Source organism: Ignavibacteriota bacterium, from assembly GCA_016716225.1.
Taxonomy (GTDB): Bacteria; Bacteroidota; Ignavibacteria; order Ignavibacteriales; family Melioribacteraceae.
This window is the reverse complement of sequence record JADJWT010000001.1, coordinates 523,487-543,161: the sequence shown is the minus strand read 5'-3', so window position 1 is coordinate 543,161 and position 19,675 is coordinate 523,487. Positions and strand designations below refer to the sequence as shown.

The following is a 19,675-nucleotide window of genomic DNA, read 5'->3' as shown; positions in this document are numbered from 1 at the left end:
CTAACACTTCTTACTCAATCTCAAAAAATAAAAGATATTAGTCTGAGTATTTTTGATCCAGAAAAAGGATTAACTCCAAAAGGGATTATCTTTAGTAAATGGCTTTTGCTCAGTTATATTATCAGTTTTATAACTTGGATTTTATATTTTTTTACTATTATATAATATATTTTTAAGGTTATTTATTAATGTATATTTTAACAAAAAAAGATAAAACTATCTCAAACTTATTCTTAAATTATTTTATCTATAAATTTGGCTAAAATTCTAAAAATGTAAATCAATCCAATTAATTTTAATATATAAAAATAAAAAGCAATATAACCAACAAATCAACCCGACCGCCGTTCCGGCTTGGGTTTTGTGCAAAATAAAAGTTAGAAAGTAATTTTAAATTTTTTGTTAAAGTGAAGTCAATTCAGAAAGTTTAAAAACAATGTTTGTAAGAAAAAGTTAAACATTGTTTTGTAAAAATATAAATTCGTTATTTAATAAAATTGTTGTTTTGGGCGGACGGGTTATTTGCCACGCCGTTATAAAGCTTGAGAAAAATATGAATAAAATATACAATTATAATCTTGTTAACACATTTAGCACAATTTTAAACTATCAATTATCGACTTCAATTCTTCTCGCATTATCATATTTTCATGTAATCGCATTAATCTTAACTAGTTTAGCTGCTATTTTATTTACTCCATTTTTACTATATGTTTTATTTAAAGAAAAAAGATTTGGCTGGTTTACAGCTTTTATAATAATGATTTTTCTACCAATAATAATATCACAAATTGTCGGAATTGAAAAAGAAAGTTTTCCAATCATTTTAATGATCTCATTATTTATATTTTATTTTTATTGTTTTGTGATAAAATATGTAGTTAGTGATTGGTTAAAAGAATATAATTGGTCACAACAATTAGAAGAACAGAAAAGAGAAAAAGAAGAATATCAGAATAGATTAAATAGTAGTAAAAGTATTAATGATATATTAAATATGTAAAAGCTTTATAACAAACAAATCAACACGACCGCCGTTTTCACTTGGCGAAAATTTGTAAATAGAAATATTGGAAGTTTAATTTAAGTTTTTCGTTAAAGATTGGGCAATTCAGAAAGTGAAAAAACAATGTTTGTGAAATAAGTTAAACATTGTTTTGTAAAAATATAAATTCGTTATTTTGTAAAATTGTTAATTATGGGCGGCGTGTTATTTGCCACTCCGTTATACAGCAAAAAAAAATAGTTATGGAAGATAATTACATATTCATATCACTTTTTATACTGAGCATAATAATTCGGTTTCTCCTAAATATATCCAAGTTTTATTATTTAAAAAAAGTATTAAAGAAACAAGAAATTTATATTCAAGGTCAATTTGAAGAATCAACCGAAAGTCAAAAAGAAGCAGCCGGGAAAGCTGGTGATTGGGTACAAGAAAATCAAATTGAAATCAAGAAGGTAGTTTTAAATACTGGAGTTCAAGATCAAAAACAATCATACATGAAACCTTTAGGGCTTGGTTATACTAAAGAACAAAGTATTTCAGCACTTGACAATTTATTGCTTTTAAATAGTGATATTATGGGGAAATCTATTGAAATTATGAAACGTGCTAAAGGATATTATAAAGTTCAAGCTCTCAAAAGTTTTAACCCGTTATTTTGGATTGAATTTATAATATTTTTTCCGAAAGAATTATCTAAATATTTTGGAATTGATGAAGAGAAAAAATATAGTGGTATTATTGTAAAGATAATACAAGTTTTGTATTGGTTAATATCAATATATTTTATGTACCAATCATATATACAAACAAAATTATAAATGCTGTATAACCAACAAATCAACCCGACCGCCGTTCCGGCTTGGGTTTTGTGCAAAATAAAAGTTAGAAAGTAATTTTAAGTTTTTTGTAAAAGTGTAGCACAATTTAGAAAGTTGAGTCGCAGTTTTTTGTAAAATAAAATTAAAAACTGCTCTTTAAATAAATCATTCGTTATTTAATAAAATTGAGTTTTGGGCGGGCGGGTTATTTGCCACGCCGTTATATTTTATAAAAAGGAGTCATATGAAAAAAATTATTTTAATTACAATTTTTCTAAATATTACATTAACAATATTTGCACAAAATCAAGAATATGAAAATAGAGTTAAATCATCAATTGAATTGCTGAAAAATGAACAATTTGAAAATGGATTGGCTAGTTTAATTGGTGAAGGAACGATTTTATATAATACTATTTTTGGTGTAGAAACAAATAAAAATAACCAAATTACTCAAATACAAAATCTTCAATCAGTTTACGGTAAAATATTAGATTGTGAACTAGTTTGGAGTAAAAGTGTTGGAAAAGTAACAAACCAATGGTATTTGATATATCATGAAAATTTTCCAATGGTTTTAGATATAATATTCTATGAAATTGAAGGTAAAATAACAGTAATCAAATATTCGTTTGAAGAAACTGCTACAGAAATGCCATCATTATTAGATAAATAAAATATAACCAACAAATCAACCCGACTGCGTAAGCAGGCTGGCATTTGTGGTAAAAATTAAATTTGAAAAATCGTTTAAATTTGTTGTTCAACATTGAAAGTAAATTTAAATAACCAAAAAACAGTTTTTGTAAAAACAATTTAAAAACTGTTTTTATAAATTATGGCAGAAACGAATAAACTTAAAATTGTTGTTTTGGGCAGCGGGTTATTTGTCACGCCGTTATACGTTATGAGAAAAAATATGAAAATTATCAGATTACTTTTTTTAATGTTTATAATACAAATATCTAACATTAATTTAGCACAGGGTTTTTCATACTTTCCGTTGAGTGTTGGAAATAAATGGTTTTTTTCAAAAGGGACTGATAGTGTTGTTAGATTAAAATTAGAAATTGAAAAAGATACTCTTCTTGAAGATAATAATTATTATTCTAAATTTAATATGTTTGAAGTCAATTCAGATTCTTCAATTAACTTATTAGAAGAAGGCTATTCTTATCTTAGATTAGAAGGAAGAAAAATCATTGAATATCCAAATAGATTAATTATGGATTATGATATGAAAATAAGTGATTCAGTAATTTCATTTTATAACGAACCATATCCAGCGATTTTAGATACAATAATAATTGAGAATGTATTTAGTAGAAATTTAAATACTTATTATTTCTCTTTTACTCAATACGATTTTTATAGTTATTCAGATAGTATTGGATTTAATACATTATGGGCAACTAGTTGGAATAATTGGGTCCCAGAATATTTGCTAGGATGTGAAATTGATGGAAAAAAATACGGTCAAACTATTTCAAGTATAGAAAATGATAAAGAAATCAAAACAGATTTTATTTTATATCAAAATTATCCAAATCCATTTAATCCAAGTACAAAAATAAATTTTTCAATTCCTACTAAAAGTATTATTACATTAAAAATATTTGATATTCTTGGTAACGAAATTGAAACATTAATTAATCAAGAAAAAGCATTAGGAAATTATGTAATAGATTTTAATGCAAAACATCTATCAAGTGGAATATATTTTTATAAGTTGCAAGTTGAAAACTTTTCTCAATCTAAAAAATTTGTTTTGTTAAAATAATAATAACGTATAACAAACAAATCAACCCGACCGCTTCGCTCAATTCTGGTTTGGTTGTAAACAGAAAGTTTGAAAGTAAATATTAGTTTTTTGTTAAAGTGAAGTACAATTTAGAAAAGTAAGTCGCAGTTTTTGTAAATGGAAAAATAAAAACTGCTCTTTAAAATAAACCAATCGTTATTTAATAAAATAGTTGTTTTGGGCGGACGGGTTATTTGCCACGCCGTTAGGCAAATTAAAATGAGAAAATATTTATTTATTATTTTATTCTTCATAATTAATGGTTGTGAAGAAGAAGATAGATTACTTGAAACAATGTATTATAATCAACTTTCTTGTAGAGGAGGTTGCCCTGTATATGAAATTACAATCAGCAGTGATCGTATTTTGAGATATGTAGGGAAACGATATGTTTCAAATAAAGATACAATTTATGAGTCGGTCACTTTAGAACAAATTAAAAAGCTAACAAATGCATTTGATGAATGTAATTATTTTTTATTAAAAGATAAATATAATGCAATACATGTTACTGATATGGCTTCAGCAATTACATCAATAGATATGGAAGGAAAATATAAAAGAATAGAACATTATTTTGGTGATAGCTCAGCACCAGAAGAATTGAAGAATTTATATATTAAAATAAATGAGATACTCAATACAGAGAAATGGACTGGTAAAAAACCAATTTTTACTTTTCCATAAAAAATTTGCCTAACCAACAAATCAACCCGACCGTCGTTTCGGCTTGGGTTTTGTGCAAAATAAAAGTTAGAAAGTAAATTTTGGTATTTTGTTACAGTGATCCGTCAGCTGACGGAACAATTTAGCAAATTGTGTCGCAGTTTTTGTTAATGAAAATTAAAAACTGCTCCCGCCAAAAAGACGGCGGCCAAGCTTGTAAAATAAATCATTCGTTATTAAATAAAATTGTAGTTTTGGGCGGACGGGTTATTTGCCACGCCGTTATGCAGTTAAAAAAAGTTATTCAAATGAAAACTGAAATAATATTTAAGATAATTGTTTTAACTTTACTTGGGACACTTGGAAGTATTTTAGTTGGTTTTCTGTTTGTGGGTAATCTAATTTTTGTTTCATCACATTCAGCATTTCAATTTATAACAATGGGATTTGCTGGGTCATTATTTTTTAGTTTATTAGAATTCACATCAAAAAAAGAACAATTATTTGGTATAGCTATAATAATAATTTTAGACATAACTTTTATTCTTGGGAAATACATTTCTTTTAGTTCAATCATTAGAGATTTATTCTATTTACTAAGTCTTTTATTATCAATTAAATTATATCAACAATTTATTCGACAAAACTCAAAATTAACTCTTTATCTTAGAAGTTTTGCATTAGCAATATTTTATGCAATAAATAATATAATTGCAGCAATTATTGTGTATACAATTAACGCAAAATTAGAATTTCCACCAATTGACTTTTTAATAGCAATGGGAAAAATAGGATTGTTGGTTGGATTTGGAATAGGAATCGGATATGATTATTTCAAACAGATTATTAATTATTTAATAAAAATGTTAAAACTAAAAACTGCCTAACCAGCGGTTCAAGCTGACTGCGCTTTCGCACTCGGGTTTATTTAATATTTAAGAGTTTATTTTTCCGTTTAAAGGTACTTGTTCAGGTTGGTCTTACTAAACAAAATTATTTAAAATTGCATACTGCTTACTGTTTACTGCCTACTTGTTATTGGCAGCAGCTTAACCGCAAAGCCGTTATGCATTTAAGGAAACTTATGAAAAGAATAGTTAATATAACTTTAATTCTTATATTATTTATATTCTTTGAATCATGTGAAACTAATCCCATCGATTCAAATTATTACGAACTCAGTGGTTTTGTATATGATAAAATTTATTGGGATTCAACCCCAAATATAAGAGAAAATGCTGCTGTAGTTTTAGACAGAGATACAGTATACACTAATTTAGAAGGGAAATATGTATTTCCAAAAGTAAAGGAAGGTGTTCATACAATAAATTTACTTTTATCTCATCCTCAATATTCACCTACTATTATTTTTAGAAATGATATAAATGTTAAAAGCAATATGACATATAATATAGAATTAGTAAAGGGTAAAGATGATTATTTCCCCATAAATTCAGAATTCGAAAAAATATTTAATTATATAACATATAATTTTGCCAGTTTGTATTTCCGAAGTGGATTAGCATTCTGGAAACTAAATAATATTCAATCATTTGAGGATAAAATTATTTATGAAGTTGAAGAAAAATTAGTTTATAATTTTACCACAGATAATTGGTTAACTTCCAAAAAGGATTCAAGTGAGTTAACATTTCAAATAGTTGAAGATAGCTCAAATCTAATTACATTGAGAAATTTATCTTATTGGGTAGTATCGTTTAATAGATATAATTCATTTATTCAAGGCGATACAATAAAAATTTCTAAGTATGGACAAGATATTATTACTATCAAGAAAGATGTTGGAATATATAAATTAGATTACAAATCTAGTTCATGGGGAACTAAATACAGTTTAATAAAGTAAATGTATAACCAGCAAATCTACCCGACTGCGTAAGCAGTCAGGCATTTGTTGTAAAAATTAAAATAGAAAGTTTGTTTTAAATTGTTGTTAAACATTGAAAGTAAAATTAAATAACCAAAAAACAGTTTTTGTAAAACTAAATTAAAAACTGCTCTTTAAAATAAATCAATCGTTAATTAATAAAATTGTTGTTTTGGGCGGACGGGTTATTTGCCACGCCGTTATATGCTTAAAAAGAGTGAATTATTGCCAGTTAATATTCGGCTTCATATTTTTATCAGCGCATTCACGTAAATACATATTCATTAAATTTTGATAGGGAATTCCAATTTCTGTAGACAATTTTTTAAAATATTCTACGGTATCATCTTCGATACGAATTGATATTTGTTTTTTCAGTTTTTTGCTGTAAGGATTTTTTATGGAGTTTGAAAAATCATATTCTTTTTTCATTTTATTTTACCTCTTGGTAATATTTACTTTCTGTTTTTGTTGCTTTTCTAGCAGAAATAATTCTAATAATTTCATCATTTTCTCTATAAGTATGAACTACAACTAGGAGATTGAGTTTAGTTGAAAAACCTAAAATGATAAATCTATCTTCATCAATGGAATGTTCTGGATCTGAAATAACTCGAGCATTTTCATCAAAGAAAACTGTTTTAGCTTCTTCAAAAGAAATTTTATGTTTCTTAATATTTTCAATATTTTTCTTTTGATCCCATTGAAAATGAATATTATACATATAGATTATATAATGATATTATAATGATGAAATAAATTAATAAAAAAGCACATAACAAACAAATCAACCCGACCGCTCTGCCACGGCAGACAAGTTCGCTAATTTGGGTATGGTTTGTAAACAGAAAGTTTGAAAGTAAATTTCAGTTTTTTGTTAAAGTGAAGTATAATTTATAAAAGTGAGACGCAGTTTTTGCCAAAGGAAAATTAAAAACTGCTTTGTAAAATTAATCAATCGTTATTTAACAAAATTGCTGTTTTTGGCGGACGGGTTATTTGCCACGCCGTTATGTGTTAAAAAATGTTATTGTTTAAGTCGTAATTTAGCATTAAATTAGGGCTAAAATTTAGGTAAAGAAAAAGGCATAAAATGAAAAATATATCAGTTTCAAGTGACATAATTCCAGTTGGAGAATTTAAATCTAGTTTGGCAAAATATTTAAAGGATTTACAAATTCGTAAAAATTCTTTAATTATTACTCAAAATGGTAAACCAGCTGGTGTTTTAGTTTCACCAAAAGAGTTCGATGAACTTAGGGAAACAAAATTATTTATTGATTCAATTTCAAGAGGACTTGCTGATTCAGAAAATGGAGAAGTTTTGACAACTTATCAAATAAGAAATGGATTGAAAAAACACAGAGTTGTAAAATAAAAATGAAAATTAATTGGACAAAAGAATCATTTCTTAATCTTCAAGAAATTGAAGATTTCATTTCTCAAGATAATCCTAATGCTGCAATTAAATTAACTGACAAACTAATTTCACTTGTTGAAGACTTAATTGAATTTCCAGAAAAAGGAAGGATAGTTCCAGAATTATCAATAAGTCAAATAAGGGAAATATTACACAAAAATTATAGGATAGTTTATTTAATTAAGAAAAATTCTGTTGACATTTTAACAGTGTTTGAAGGTCATAAATTGTTGGATGTGGAAAACTTAGTTAATCAAATTAAAAGTAATTAACACATAACCTCTTAAATAAGTAAAAAGTTAAGAGGGTATAAAAATTTATCACAAAAATAAATTGTTAAAAAAAGTTGTACACGATAGGTGCATAAATTAGATAAACAATAATAAACAACAAACAATGCCAGAATATCTTTTAAGGTTAACCAAATAGATGGCAACCAAACCTCTTAAGGAGCTTACTAACAAAAAAAATGTTAGGTGTTCCAAAATAAAAAGAAACAATCTCAGATATTTAATAGGCAAACGAGTTGATTCCCAATCCAGCGCGAGGATTACGGTGTAGCAGTAATCAGTTATGCGTAGGGGCTTACAACTCGTGGCCATTGTAAAGATTTAGTATGTTCTAAATCTCTACCCTTAAATTTATTATTAAAGTTAGTTTTGTATTTAAGTACATGAAAAACAATATTCGCAATTTCTTTGGCAATAATAGTTTTAGCTATCTGTTTATTTTTTTTTCTCATTAAAGAATTATTGTATTTTCTTATTACTGGGTAATATTGAATAGCATGAACAGCAGCATCAGAGAAAACAACCTTAAGATATTTGTTCCCATCATTAGAGGAACGTTGTTTAGCTTTGCCGGCAGAGTTACGAGCAGAAGGAGATAAACGGCAGTAAGAATAGAAGTTGTTAATAGATTCAAACCGGTTAATATCATCAACTTCTAGAACAATGTTGAAAGCATTCAACTTCCCAATACCGGGAATCCAGAGTAATCGTTGAATGTCTTCATTGGGAATTAAGGCTGGATAAAGTTGTTTTTCAAGATCAAGAATTTGATCATTGAGTAAAGATTCTAAGTTTGCTAATTGTTGATATTGGTATTTAGAGATACCAAATAGCTGAGATGGATTATCGAAGTTAAATTTAGCTAAAAGCAGATGCATAGAGTTGGTTACAGAAGTATGCCGTTGAACTATTTTTAATCTAGCTCTAAGAGCATCTCTGAGAGTTCTGTTTTGAATAGAAATTTTATAAGCTTCTGGAATGTAATCCATACGAAGGAGTTGAGCAAGAGTGTGAGAATCAACTTTATCGGTTTTAACTTTGGCATAAGCAATAGCTTTAACATATTTAGCATGGGCAAGGACTAATGGTATATTTAGAGAATTGAGTAAATCATCTAACCAATACCAAGTCATAGTGGATTCAACAGTTGTTAAATTCTCAGTTCCAAGATCAGAAAAATATTGAACAAAATAATAATCTGTGTTCTTAATGTTTTGCTGTTTGATAATATTTCCGGATGAATCAACAGTTGTTAGATAAGAAGTAAATTTGTGAAGATCGATTCCGGTGTAATACATTTGATACCTCCAATTGTTGTTAATGTTATTACTAACATATTTATTATTTTACTTATTGGAAATATCAAGCAAATCAACTTGACCGCCGTTCCGGCTTGGGTTTTGTGCAAAATAAAAGTTAGAAAGTAATTTTAAGTTTTTTGTTAAAGTGAAGTCAATTCAGAAAGTTTAAAAACAATGTTTGTAAGAAAAAGTTAAACATTGTTTTGTAAAAATATAAATTCGTTATTTAATAAAATTGTTGTTTTGGGCGGACGGGTTATTTGCCACGCCGTTATATGCAAAAAGAACATTATAAAATCTGTCATTTTATAAACTTATCGCAAAAGTGAGATATATTTTGTAAAATTATTGTCGTCAATATATTTTCAATTGATTAAATACATTGATGTAATAATAAATAATGAGGTTAAAATGAAATCATTTACTAGGAATATGGTAATGTATTTTCTCCTTATAACTGGAATACTAACGCTTCTAAGCTGTTGTAATCAAAAAGAAATAAAGCTCACATCTCAAAAAACAAAAACTAATGATTCCCTATCTTATATGAGAATTGAACAAATTACTATAGAACTCAACAAAGCAGTAATTGAAAATGATTATGAAACTCAATTAAAATACTTTACTAATAATGCAGTTATTGCTCCGCCTTTAGGTCCGAAATTAGAAGGTAAAAAAGCTATCAAAAAAGCGTACGAAAAAAATATTGACGATAATGTTGTTATACATTCGTTTAATGCAAAAATTGAAGATATGTGGAGCTGCGATGATAGAATATATGAAAAAGGAACATGGGCAATGTCACAAAGTACTAAATGGTCAAAAATTCCAAAGGCGTATCATGGCTCGTATTTTGAAATATGGCAAGTTGAAAATGATACTACAATATTAATAGATTATATGATTTATACTCTTAGTTTTAATCCGTTTTTAGATAATTAATTTAAGATTATAATAATTGCATATAACCAACAAATCAACGCGACCGCTTCGCTCAATTCTGGTTTGGTGTGTAAACTGAAAGTTTGAAAGTAAGTTTTATTTTTTTGTTAAAGTGAAGTACAATTATGTAAAGTGAGTCGCAGTTTTTTGTAAAACCAAACATGCCTGCCCGCAAGGTTAAAAACTGCTTTTAAAATAAATCATTCGTTATTTAATAAAATTGTTGTTTTGGGCGGACGGGTTGTTTGCGCCGCCGTTATGTTGATAAATAGAAAATCTTATGAAAAAATATTATTGTGTTAGTTTGATAGGTTTACCAATTTTATTTATTTCAATTATTTATCCTAATAGTTTGTTATGGACAAAATTTATTATTCCCGAAACTAAAAGAATTGAAAAAATTGTTGTCAATAATAATGATGATATTTTAACAATATCCTATTGGCATGATCCAAATATAATTTTTGGTGGTTGGACTAATAAACTACATTTAAAAGAAGTAGGGAAAAGTATTTTTCAACAAATTTATGATCATCCATATTTAAGTTGTGTGATTTCAAATACTAATTACATTTACATAACAGCGGCAAGAAGGATATACAAGTCAATTGATAAAGGACAAAATTGGGAAACTATTGTAGATACATTACCGGTAAGTTTTGTTCATACAATTGGAATCAGTCCAAATGGTAAAATTTTTATTGGTGCAAACAGCACAAATTATTGCTCAAAAGATAATGGTAAAAGTTGGACAAAATTAGATTTAGAAAATCAAGTACAAGAATATTTGTTTATAAATGACGATGTCATATTAGCCGGGGTAATCTCTGGATATTTTCCTAATCCGCCTTCTTTTATTTATCGTTCGTCAGATGGTGGAGAAACATGGGAAGAAGTACTCACTTTAGAAAGAACATATTCTTGGTCATTTGTGCAAGGCAAAGATGGAAATATTTTTGCAGCTTCATCGCAATATGATACATTAAATAGTGGTGGAATTTATTTGTCAGTTGATAATGGTATTAATTGGAAGCAAGTAAATAATGGATTACCATCATTGAAAGTAAAAAAAATTGCCATAGATTCAAAGGGAACAATTTTTAATACAATAGAAAATGCTGGAATTTATTATTCAACAAATAATGGGAATAATTGGGAAAAAATTGATGTGGGATTAATCGATTCAACAATTAATTCAATATTTATAGATTCAAAAGATAATTTATATATTGGTACGAAGACAGATAATGATACAGCTAGTATTTATTTGGGTTCAACAATTACGTCGATTCAAAAAAAAGAAATTGTAAATCCAATTGAGTTTATATTATCCCAAAATTATCCAAATCCTTTTAATCCAACAACAAGAATTAACTATACAATCCCAATAAATGTGAATAGTGAACAAACAAAAGTAAGATTAATTATTTATAATATACTTGGTGAAAAAGTTAAAACCTTGGTCGATAATCTACAAAGTGTAGGAAGTTATCATATTGAGTTTCATGCAAGTGATTTTCCAACTGGAGTATATTTTTATAAACTTCAAGCAGGAGAATTTACTCAAACAAAGAAGATGCTTTTAGTGAAGTAAAATAAAGGGGTAAAGTGACTTAGTATGTTTGAAAAAATTAATTTACAATTATTGTCTAGGAGGAATAATGTATCAAATATTAAAAATTAAGTTAATCGTATTAACTACTATATTATTTGTAAATTGTGAAAATCCTTTAGAAGATAAATTGAATAAGTTAGAAGATGAATTAGAAAGTCAAAAAATTGAACAAGAAAATCAAAAAGAATTAATTAAAACGTTACTTTTTCAGTTAACTAGGCAACAAGAAATTATTGATTCATTAAATTTATCACAAAAACAATATTCAGATTCTTTGAATTCAGAATTAGAAAGGTTAATTGAGAACCAAGCGCAAACAATTCAAATGTTAATAGCTAGTCAGCCTGAAACAAATGAAAATTATTTAAGAATCGATAGTTTACAAATGTGCTGGGGGAACGGGAGAACAAATATGAATGGAGTAACTCTTGAGTTTCCAGTTAGTTTTATAGATCCGCCCAAAATACTTATGGATTTAATAGTTAGACAAAATGCATTAGGTGTTGATAATATCACAAATTCAAGTGCAAGATTTTATATGAATTGGGAAGGTTATTGTGATTTTAGTTATTTTGCAATTGGTAAATGGAAATAAAAAATTCGTTTATCAAACAAATCCCCGCAAAAGCAAACGCGGAAAGCAACCAGACTCCAGATGAATTGCGGCAAGCTGAATGCAGGTTTGTTAAAGTGAAGATAATTGTATAGCTTACGGAAAATGGGGCCATATCGATATGCCTTATTAAATACAAAAAATGAAAAGTCAAAATAGAAATAAATGTGGAGAACAATAAATGAGATATTTAATTCTGGTTGTTATAACATTCATATTGTTATCATGTGAGCGAACATCTGAAAATTCAATAAAGGAATACAATTTTGCAGTTAGTGATTCATTAAAAAATATAGCAATCAACTACCTAAAAAGTTGGGAACCACCTTTCGATCCAAAAGGCTCATTAAAATTATTTTCAAAAACAAATGATTTTACATTAATTAGTGATGGTTTTTATGTCCCAAGCTTTAATAAATGGGAAGAAGTTACATTTGGTAGTATGCAGCATGAAGCAGAAGAACACTTAAACTACAAACATGAAATTGAAGAGATCCGATGTACAATATTAAGTGAAAATTCTGGAGTTGTCAGTGTTTTATATAAATGGTATGGTACCAAGAAAGATAAGAATAAAAGCCAATATTTTAACAAAGGAGCTATAACAATTGTCTGCAGAAGAGAAGGTAAGAACTGGAAAATAGTGCATTATCATGGCTCACATCAAGATGATCAACTTGTAGAACAATAATTATAAATTTAAAAAAATAAAAAAATAACCGGTAAATAGCAGTAAAACAAGAAGTGCAGGCAACCCTACATCGATGAAAAGTAACAAGCTTGTTTACGATTTAAGCTAGAAAGTAAATTTTAGTATCATTTCGACATGCTCAATGCAAGTTTGTAAAAGTAGAGTAAAAATTAGAAATCCACTAGCAACTGAGCCATGTAGTTTGTATTTAAAAATTAGGATTTATGAAAAGATGAAACGCCTTCTTGGATTTTTATTAATTCTTTTATATCTGTTGATATTGGTTTTATATTTGAATAATGAATTAAACAGAAATTTATTCGGAATAATACTGGATTCATTTTGGCTGACTGGTCTTTCAGTGGTATTTATAACTTTAGTCACAAGATTAATGAATATTCGATTAATAAAGCATTTAAAAATTCTACCAATTGAATATTCTTCAAAAATTTATAAATCTATCGGAGTTATAAGATTCAAGAAAGTTTTGCAAAAATATCCTATTCCCATTTCAACAAGAAAAATTATTTTAAAAGGTAAGAGTCTTTCTGCAGTTGAAGACTTAAATAAGCAAATGATTGAATCTGAACAAGGTCATGCTCTTGGAATTGGACTTAATGTTTTGTTAGCAATTTTATTTGGAATTTTAAGAGACATTCAATTTGTGCTTTGGCTAACGATATTTAATGTAATAATGAATCTCTATCCGGTTTTTGTTCAACGATTTAATAGAAATAGAATTAGACTTATAATTGATAGGTATTATTCAAGATGAAAATTACCATCAACTAATATCAATTTATGAGGAGTTATGCAAAATCATAGAACAAGTATAGTAGTAACCCTAGTATTAGGTATAATCTCGGTCGTATATTTAATCGTTGTGGTGCTCTCATTGCTGGATATATATCAGAACCGCGAACCAGATCTGTTAGAAGAATGGGGCGTTGTAGTTATGGGATTACTTCTTTTTGTTCTTTTTAGTATTTCAGCCATTTTTACAACTATTAGTTTATTACGACAAAATTCAAAGTCAAATTAGAGTTACTCCTTACCAACTTCAACCTGATAGCTTTACTCACCAAGGCGTGTAAGCTAAATACTGGTTTGGGTTGTAAACAGAAAGTTGGAAATTAAACCTGCTTGCAGCAGGCAAGTTTTAGTTTTTTGTTAAAGTGAAGTGCAATTAAGAAAAGTGAGTCGCAGTTTTTAGTAAAATAAAATTAAAAACTACTTTGTAAAATTAACCAATCGTTATTTAAAAATTGTAATTTTGTGCTGACTGGTTATCCGTTTCTGTTAACTAACGGATAACGGAGCCACACTTTTAGGCAATGTAATAGTATTATTTAAAAATATAAGAGTTCAGGTATGAAAGTATTATTCATTTTTTTTATTGTATTTTATTTACATTATTCAATAACTGCACAAACTAGTATTGAAAATGAATTAGTTGCTGATTCACTTAAAATTGCTTTTCAAAATAATTTGCAAAAATGGATTGAAGCTTACAATGGAGGTGACGCAAAAAATCTTATATCGTTATATAGTGAAAATGCTGAATATATTTCTCCCCACGTAAAAGGATTAGTAGCAAAAGGTAGAGACCGATTAATTGAGAATTTTCAAAACGGTATGAATATGGGAGGGCATATTGATAGTATTGAAATCCTATCAATTAATTATTCATGTAAACTTGCAACGCTTACTTGTAAATACGAAGCAACAAATAATGGACAAAAAGCTATAGGAAGAAATTTACTTGTTTTAGAGAAAGTAAATAATAATTGGCTAATTATAATTCATTTAACAGTTATTTAACACATTTAAATAATTGCATAGCCAACAAATCCCCGTAAAAACAAGCGGGGCATGTTCCCGAAACCGATGAATCGGGGTAAACTGCTTCGCTAATTTGGGTTTGGTTTGAAATCAGAAAGTTTGAAAAAAATTTAAATTCAAGTATGAAAATAAATATTAATTTAACTTCTTCAATGATAGCACCATGCGGAATGAATTGTGGGCTCTGTATTGGCTATCAACGAATTAAAAATAAATGTGCTGGTTGCCAATCAACTAGTTTAAATAAGTCGAATCATTGTTTTACATGTTCTATAAAAAATTGCGAATTCTTATTAAATGATAAATCTAAATTCTGTTATACATGTGCAAAATATCCATGTAAAAGAATTAGGAATCTTGATAAACGCTATAGAACAAAATATGGAATGAGCATGATTGAGAATTTAAATACTATCAAAGAAATTGGTATTAAAAAATTTATTCAAAATGAAAAAAAGAAATGGAGTTGTTCAAAATGCGGAAACATCATTTGTGTTCACAGAGAAATATGTTTAGTGTGTGGTGAAAAGAAAAGTATGGCAATATAGAATAATAAATATTTATTAGCAAAACAATAACCCTTCTAAAATTATCTACGTTTAAAATCCATCCCAAATCTTGCCATTTATTTATCTGATTTATTTTTTAAATTTGTCTTAAAGACTTTAAGAAAGGGAAAATTATGTGCGGGAGATTTGAGAATAAAGTCCGTGAAGATTGGATGATGGAAAAATTTGCAGAGTTCAATATTAATGTATTTTTTAGAACAATTGATAAATTGCGAAAAAAAGAAAATATTGCTCCAACTAATACCATTGTTACAATATTGAAGAATGATTCTGATCATTTAGCTGAAACAAATAAATGGGGAATAAAATTTTCAGAAGAATCACCACTAATTTTCAATTCAAGAATTGAAACTATTTCATCAAAACAATTTTGGAAAATGTTGTTTGATAGAAATAGATGTATAATTCCAATGTCAGCTTTTTATGAATGGAAAAAAGAAAAAAATAAGAAAATTCCATACAGAATATTTTTAAAAAATGACGAAATGTTTTTCGTTCCAGGTTTATTTAACAAGGATAAAGAAGGTAAAAAAACTATTTCATTAATTACGACCGAACCGAATGAATTTATGAAAAAAATTCACAACAGAATGCCAGTTATATTGAATATGAAAGATGCAGTTGAATTTTTAAGTGGAGATTTAAGCAGTAATTTTGAAAAATGTGTTCCATACAAAGATGAAAAAAATATGGAAATGGAAGTTGCAGCGATATAGAAAAATTAAAGTGTTAGTTTTATCATCCTTAACCATATAAATATATTTATTGTCTTAAAACATAATAAAGATATTAAATCAATTTCCAAATTGAATAAAATATTTTCAAAATGAAAAAAATAAACTGATATTTATTCAAAATGTTAAACAAACTTACTTTTCCAATAGGCATAAATATTGATTATATTATTTCTAATTCATAATGAAAACATTTTATTTTAGTAGATAATCCAATGAATAAAGGAAATATATTAGTAATTGACGATCAGCTGGAAATTAGAAATCTGTTATCAAAATTATTGACTTTGGAAAATTATAATTCATTTTGTGCGGAAAATATTGATGACGGATTGAAAATTATAACTGAAGAAGATATTCATGTAATTGTTCTGGACGTAAGACTAAATGAAATTAATAGTATTGAATTTATCCCAATCATAAAGAAGAAAAACCCATTTGTCGAAATAATAATATTGACAGCTTATGGTAAAATTAATGACGGTGTTAAATCGATAAAACTTGGGGCGTTTGACTATATTACAAAAGGAGATGATGATGAAAAAATTATTCCGACGATTGAAAAAGCAATGGATAAATTTCGTTTATCATCAAAATTAAATAAACTTGAAAGTAAAATTAGAAACAAATTTAAGTATGAAAATATTATTGGATGTTCAACCTCAATTAAAGAAAACATTTCACTAGCAAAAAAATTTACGGATTCTGATACAACTATTTTAATAACCGGTGAAACCGGAACCGGAAAAGAAGTTTTTGCGCAGGCAATTCATTATGAAAGTTATAGAGCTGATAAACAATTTGTTGCAATAAATTGCAGCAGTATTCCGAAAGATATTTTGGAATCGGAGTTATTTGGCTATAAGAAAGGTGCTTTTACAGGTGCCATTTCAAATAAAAAAGGACTTTTTGAAGAAGCTGATGGAGGAACCTTATTTTTAGATGAAATAAGTGAAATGTCGATTAATCTGCAAGCGAAATTACTCAGGGTTCTCGAAACAAATACTTTTATAAAACCAGGTGATTTAAAAGAAACGCAAGTTGACGTAAGAATTATTTCAGCAACGAATAAAAATCTTGATGAAGAAATTAAAAAGGAGATGTTCAGGAAAGATTTGTTTTACAGAATTAGTACATTTATATTGAACTTGCCACCATTACGTGAAAGAAAAGAAGACATTACGATTCTTGCTGAATATTTTATTTCTCAGTTCTCAAAGAAATTTAATAAACCAATATTTAATATTGATCCGGATTTTCATATTAAACTTATAATGTATCCATTTCCAGGGAATGTAAGAGAATTAAGAAATGTTTGTGAAAGAGTAGTTATACTTTCAGAAAATGGAAACATTCAATCAAGATATTTACCTCAAGAATTCTTTTTCCAACATGATGATTTTACCATGTCGAATAATACATTGTCAATAAATGATCTAGAAAAAAAACATATTCAGGAAGTACTTGCATTAACACAGAATAACAAAAATAAAGCAGCTGATCTATTGGGAATAGGATTAACAACGTTGTACAGAAAAATTGAGCAATATGAAATAAAACAAGATTAATGTTATCACTTAAAACAAAAATATTCGTCAGTTTTTCAATAATTATTATAACAATTATTGCTCTTAGTTTATTCGGCATTTATTCGTTAAATAAACTATCTCAAGACTCACGAGCAATAATAAAAGATAATTATCATTCAATTGATTATTCATTTTTAATGTTTGAAGAATTAAGTAAAATTGAAGACATATATAATTTAAAAAAAATACGAAAACTTGATCATAATTTTATTAATCAAGATTCATTATTAAAACACATTTCTAATTTCAGCATTTTATTACACCGACAAAAAAACAATATTACAGAAAAGGGTGAACAGGAACTTGTTAAACAATTAGAAATGTTTTTTTTTGATTGTAAAAAAGTAATTTCAGAAAATCAGAATGATGAAAATTTATTGGTAGAAAATCTTGAAACAAAAATTATTTCGATGAGAAAAATAATTAGTGATATTTATAATCTAAATATGAACAGCATAGTACGGAAAAATGACATTGCTGAAAATACATCGAAAGAAGTAATATCGCTGATGTCAATTATTTCATTCAGCAGTTTAATAATAATATTATTTTTTTTAATAAAGTTTCCAAATTATATAATAAAACCTATCGTAGAACTTACATCTAAAATAAAAGCAATTTCTGCAAAAAGTTTTGATCAAAAAATTAATTTCAAATCAACAGATGAAATAGGTTCACTAACAAATGCGTTTAACTTAATGGCGGAAAGACTAAAGGAATTTGAAGAACAGCATATTGATCAGAAATTATTCGAAAAGAAAAGAATTGAAAGTTTGGTTTATGGTTTGAATGACGGGATTATACTTCTTGATGAAAACAATAATATTATTTTAATAAATTCCAAAGCTCAAAAATTATTATTTACAGAGAATATACCAGTCATAAATAAAAATATTTTTGATTTAAAAAAACATTCAGCAAAATTGGATATTTATTGTAATGAAATATTCTCTGAAAATAAAAACAATAAACAAATTGAAATATTTGATGACGAAACTAAACAGTTCTTTAATCTTGATAAAATAGAGGTTAAACTTGAAAAAGCATTAAACAATAAAAATGAAATAAAGGGAACAGTTTTAATTTTTAATAATGTTACTTTATTTAAAGAAAAAGATTTAGCGAAAACTAATTTAATTGCAACAATTTCTCATGAATTGAAAACCCCAATCTCATCAGTTAATTTGAGTTTGAAATTATTGAATGATATTAGATTAGGTACATTAAATGAAGAACAGAAAAAATTAGTTGAATCAATTTCTCTACAGAATAGAAAACTGTTAAGAGTGGTAAATGAATTGCTGGATTTTACACAAGTAGAAACCGGAAGAATAAATTTAATAATTGAGAAAACAGATCCGATACAGTTAATTGATTTGGCAATTTCTGCATTAATGATATTATTTTCAGAAAAGGAAATTGAACTTGATTTTGAATTATTAGAAAACCCACCTCAAATAAAAGCGGATAAAGAAAAATCTGTTTGGATATTAGTAAACTTATTAACAAATGCAATTAGATATTCTTCTTTACACGGAAAGATTAAAATTACATTAGAAAAACTTGAAAACTATTTAATGTTTTCTGTTATTGATAATGGATCTGGAATATCGCAAGACGATATTGAAAATATATTTAAGAAATTTGTAAGATCAGATAAAAAGAAAGGAACCGGATTAGGATTATCTATTGCAAAAGAAATGGTTGAAACTCAAGGTGGTAAAATTTGGGTGGAAAGTTCAATTAATAAAGGATCCAAATTTCATTTCACACTACCAATCGCTTAATCTTTTTCATTTTGAAAAATAATTTTCATAATAGAATAGAGCTGTAAAATTTATAAAAATATACATTGATTTTATTGCGTTTCAGCAAGTCTTTTGAACT

Annotated in this window: 22 protein-coding genes; 19 read left to right on the top strand and 3 right to left on the bottom strand. The window is 27.1% G+C overall.

What is annotated here, in order from left to right; translation table 11 throughout:
* The first annotated feature begins 553 nt into the window (after positions 1-553).
* From IPM32_02325 to IPM32_02295, 7 genes are all read left to right on the top strand, one after another.
* Positions 554-1,003: a hypothetical protein gene (locus tag IPM32_02325; protein ID MBK8944083.1), complete on the top strand. Its 450-nt coding sequence runs from the start codon at positions 554-556 to the stop codon at positions 1,001-1,003.
* Between the two features lie 149 nt (positions 1,004-1,152).
* Positions 1,153-1,827, top strand: a complete 675-nt coding sequence (locus IPM32_02320; GenBank protein MBK8944082.1) for a hypothetical protein — start codon at positions 1,153-1,155, stop codon at positions 1,825-1,827.
* Positions 1,828-2,071: 244 nt separating this feature from the next.
* Positions 2,072-2,503 carry a hypothetical protein gene (locus tag IPM32_02315; protein ID MBK8944081.1) on the top strand — a complete coding sequence of 144 codons (432 nt, stop codon included), beginning with the start codon at positions 2,072-2,074 and terminating at the stop codon, positions 2,501-2,503.
* A 549-nt stretch (positions 2,504-3,052) separates the two neighbouring features.
* The gene (locus IPM32_02310) at positions 3,053-3,607 is read left to right on the top strand and encodes a T9SS type A sorting domain-containing protein (protein MBK8944080.1); all 555 of its coding nucleotides are present in this window, start codon (positions 3,053-3,055) and stop codon (positions 3,605-3,607) included.
* Between the two features lie 240 nt (positions 3,608-3,847).
* A complete protein-coding gene (locus tag IPM32_02305; protein ID MBK8944079.1) occupies positions 3,848-4,315 on the top strand; it encodes a hypothetical protein in 468 nt (155 codons plus the stop codon).
* A 149-nt stretch (positions 4,316-4,464) separates the two neighbouring features.
* On the top strand, positions 4,465-5,181 hold the full coding sequence (locus IPM32_02300; protein MBK8944078.1) for a hypothetical protein: 717 nt from the start codon (positions 4,465-4,467) through the stop codon (positions 5,179-5,181).
* A gap of 197 nt (positions 5,182-5,378) precedes the next feature.
* On the top strand, positions 5,379-6,161 hold the full coding sequence (locus IPM32_02295; protein ID MBK8944077.1) for a hypothetical protein: 783 nt from the start codon (positions 5,379-5,381) through the stop codon (positions 6,159-6,161).
* A gap of 243 nt (positions 6,162-6,404) precedes the next feature.
* On the opposite strand, the gene IPM32_02290 is transcribed toward IPM32_02295, so the two are convergent.
* Both IPM32_02290 and IPM32_02285 read right to left on the bottom strand, forming a co-directional pair.
* Positions 6,405-6,614, bottom strand: a complete 210-nt coding sequence (locus tag IPM32_02290) for a BrnA antitoxin family protein (protein ID MBK8944076.1) — start codon at positions 6,612-6,614, stop codon at positions 6,405-6,407.
* Between the two features lies 1 nt (position 6,615).
* Positions 6,616-6,906: a BrnT family toxin gene (locus tag IPM32_02285; protein MBK8944075.1), complete on the bottom strand. Its 291-nt coding sequence runs from the start codon at positions 6,904-6,906 to the stop codon at positions 6,616-6,618.
* 369 nt (positions 6,907-7,275) lie between these two features.
* Here IPM32_02285 and IPM32_02280 point away from each other — a divergent pair, with 369 nt between their 5' ends.
* Positions 7,276-7,560 (top strand): type II toxin-antitoxin system Phd/YefM family antitoxin, encoded by a 285-nt coding sequence (locus tag IPM32_02280; GenBank protein MBK8944074.1) that lies wholly within the window; start codon positions 7,276-7,278, stop codon positions 7,558-7,560.
* A 2-nt stretch (positions 7,561-7,562) separates the two neighbouring features.
* The gene (locus IPM32_02275) at positions 7,563-7,874 is read left to right on the top strand and encodes a type II toxin-antitoxin system RelE/ParE family toxin (GenBank protein ID MBK8944073.1); all 312 of its coding nucleotides are present in this window, start codon (positions 7,563-7,565) and stop codon (positions 7,872-7,874) included.
* A gap of 299 nt (positions 7,875-8,173) precedes the next feature.
* Here IPM32_02275 and IPM32_02270 read toward each other — a convergent pair whose 3' ends face one another.
* Entirely contained in the window at positions 8,174-9,190 is a 1,017-nt protein-coding gene (locus IPM32_02270) for an IS110 family transposase (protein ID MBK8944072.1), read from the bottom strand.
* Between the two features lie 414 nt (positions 9,191-9,604).
* Here IPM32_02270 and IPM32_02265 point away from each other — a divergent pair, with 414 nt between their 5' ends.
* The 10 genes from IPM32_02265 to IPM32_02220 all read left to right on the top strand — a co-directional run bounded on the left by IPM32_02265 (position 9,605) and on the right by IPM32_02220 (position 19,575).
* Entirely contained in the window at positions 9,605-10,135 is a 531-nt protein-coding gene (locus tag IPM32_02265; protein MBK8944071.1) for a hypothetical protein, read from the top strand.
* A 280-nt stretch (positions 10,136-10,415) separates the two neighbouring features.
* Positions 10,416-11,729, top strand: coding sequence for a T9SS type A sorting domain-containing protein (locus IPM32_02260; GenBank protein ID MBK8944070.1), 1,314 nt, complete (start codon positions 10,416-10,418; stop codon positions 11,727-11,729).
* Between the two features lie 67 nt (positions 11,730-11,796).
* Positions 11,797-12,345, top strand: coding sequence for a hypothetical protein (locus IPM32_02255; GenBank protein MBK8944069.1), 549 nt, complete (start codon positions 11,797-11,799; stop codon positions 12,343-12,345).
* A 199-nt stretch (positions 12,346-12,544) separates the two neighbouring features.
* Positions 12,545-13,054 carry a nuclear transport factor 2 family protein gene (locus tag IPM32_02250; protein MBK8944068.1) on the top strand — a complete coding sequence of 170 codons (510 nt, stop codon included), beginning with the start codon at positions 12,545-12,547 and terminating at the stop codon, positions 13,052-13,054.
* A gap of 391 nt (positions 13,055-13,445) precedes the next feature.
* On the top strand, positions 13,446-13,829 hold the full coding sequence (locus IPM32_02245) for a hypothetical protein (GenBank protein MBK8944067.1): 384 nt from the start codon (positions 13,446-13,448) through the stop codon (positions 13,827-13,829).
* 596 nt (positions 13,830-14,425) lie between these two features.
* On the top strand, positions 14,426-14,875 hold the full coding sequence (locus IPM32_02240; GenBank protein MBK8944066.1) for a DUF4440 domain-containing protein: 450 nt from the start codon (positions 14,426-14,428) through the stop codon (positions 14,873-14,875).
* Between the two features lie 143 nt (positions 14,876-15,018).
* A complete protein-coding gene (locus tag IPM32_02235; GenBank protein ID MBK8944065.1) occupies positions 15,019-15,444 on the top strand; it encodes a DUF3795 domain-containing protein in 426 nt (141 codons plus the stop codon).
* Positions 15,445-15,578: 134 nt separating this feature from the next.
* Positions 15,579-16,181: an SOS response-associated peptidase gene (locus IPM32_02230; protein MBK8944064.1), complete on the top strand. Its 603-nt coding sequence runs from the start codon at positions 15,579-15,581 to the stop codon at positions 16,179-16,181.
* A gap of 233 nt (positions 16,182-16,414) precedes the next feature.
* Positions 16,415-17,767, top strand: coding sequence for a sigma-54-dependent Fis family transcriptional regulator (locus IPM32_02225; GenBank protein MBK8944063.1), 1,353 nt, complete (start codon positions 16,415-16,417; stop codon positions 17,765-17,767).
* Positions 17,767-19,575, top strand: coding sequence for a HAMP domain-containing protein (locus tag IPM32_02220; protein ID MBK8944062.1), 1,809 nt, complete (start codon positions 17,767-17,769; stop codon positions 19,573-19,575). The genes IPM32_02225 and IPM32_02220 overlap by 1 nt, the downstream gene beginning before the upstream one ends.
* Positions 19,576-19,675: the final 100 nt, after the last annotated feature.

Coding starts and splice junctions, on each gene's coding strand:
- IPM32_02325 (MBK8944083.1), top strand. CDS start 554: ATGAATAAAATATACAATTATAATCTTGTTAACACATTTAGCACAATT.
- IPM32_02315 (MBK8944081.1), top strand. CDS start 2,072: ATGAAAAAAATTATTTTAATTACAATTTTTCTAAATATTACATTAACA.
- IPM32_02310 (MBK8944080.1), top strand. CDS start 3,053: ATGGATTATGATATGAAAATAAGTGATTCAGTAATTTCATTTTATAAC.
- IPM32_02305 (MBK8944079.1), top strand. CDS start 3,848: ATGAGAAAATATTTATTTATTATTTTATTCTTCATAATTAATGGTTGT.
- IPM32_02300 (MBK8944078.1), top strand. CDS start 4,465: ATGAAAATTAAAAACTGCTCCCGCCAAAAAGACGGCGGCCAAGCTTGT.
- IPM32_02295 (MBK8944077.1), top strand. CDS start 5,379: ATGAAAAGAATAGTTAATATAACTTTAATTCTTATATTATTTATATTC.
- IPM32_02290 (MBK8944076.1), bottom strand. CDS start 6,614: ATGAAAAAAGAATATGATTTTTCAAACTCCATAAAAAATCCTTACAGC.
- IPM32_02285 (MBK8944075.1), bottom strand. CDS start 6,906: ATGTATAATATTCATTTTCAATGGGATCAAAAGAAAAATATTGAAAAT.
- IPM32_02280 (MBK8944074.1), top strand. CDS start 7,276: ATGAAAAATATATCAGTTTCAAGTGACATAATTCCAGTTGGAGAATTT.
- IPM32_02275 (MBK8944073.1), top strand. CDS start 7,563: ATGAAAATTAATTGGACAAAAGAATCATTTCTTAATCTTCAAGAAATT.
- IPM32_02270 (MBK8944072.1), bottom strand. CDS start 9,190: ATGTATTACACCGGAATCGATCTTCACAAATTTACTTCTTATCTAACA.
- IPM32_02265 (MBK8944071.1), top strand. CDS start 9,605: ATGAAATCATTTACTAGGAATATGGTAATGTATTTTCTCCTTATAACT.
- IPM32_02260 (MBK8944070.1), top strand. CDS start 10,416: ATGAAAAAATATTATTGTGTTAGTTTGATAGGTTTACCAATTTTATTT.
- IPM32_02255 (MBK8944069.1), top strand. CDS start 11,797: ATGTATCAAATATTAAAAATTAAGTTAATCGTATTAACTACTATATTA.
- IPM32_02250 (MBK8944068.1), top strand. CDS start 12,545: ATGAGATATTTAATTCTGGTTGTTATAACATTCATATTGTTATCATGT.
- IPM32_02245 (MBK8944067.1), top strand. CDS start 13,446: ATGAATATTCGATTAATAAAGCATTTAAAAATTCTACCAATTGAATAT.
- IPM32_02240 (MBK8944066.1), top strand. CDS start 14,426: ATGAAAGTATTATTCATTTTTTTTATTGTATTTTATTTACATTATTCA.
- IPM32_02235 (MBK8944065.1), top strand. CDS start 15,019: ATGAAAATAAATATTAATTTAACTTCTTCAATGATAGCACCATGCGGA.
- IPM32_02230 (MBK8944064.1), top strand. CDS start 15,579: ATGTGCGGGAGATTTGAGAATAAAGTCCGTGAAGATTGGATGATGGAA.
- IPM32_02225 (MBK8944063.1), top strand. CDS start 16,415: ATGAATAAAGGAAATATATTAGTAATTGACGATCAGCTGGAAATTAGA.
- IPM32_02220 (MBK8944062.1), top strand. CDS start 17,767: ATGTTATCACTTAAAACAAAAATATTCGTCAGTTTTTCAATAATTATT.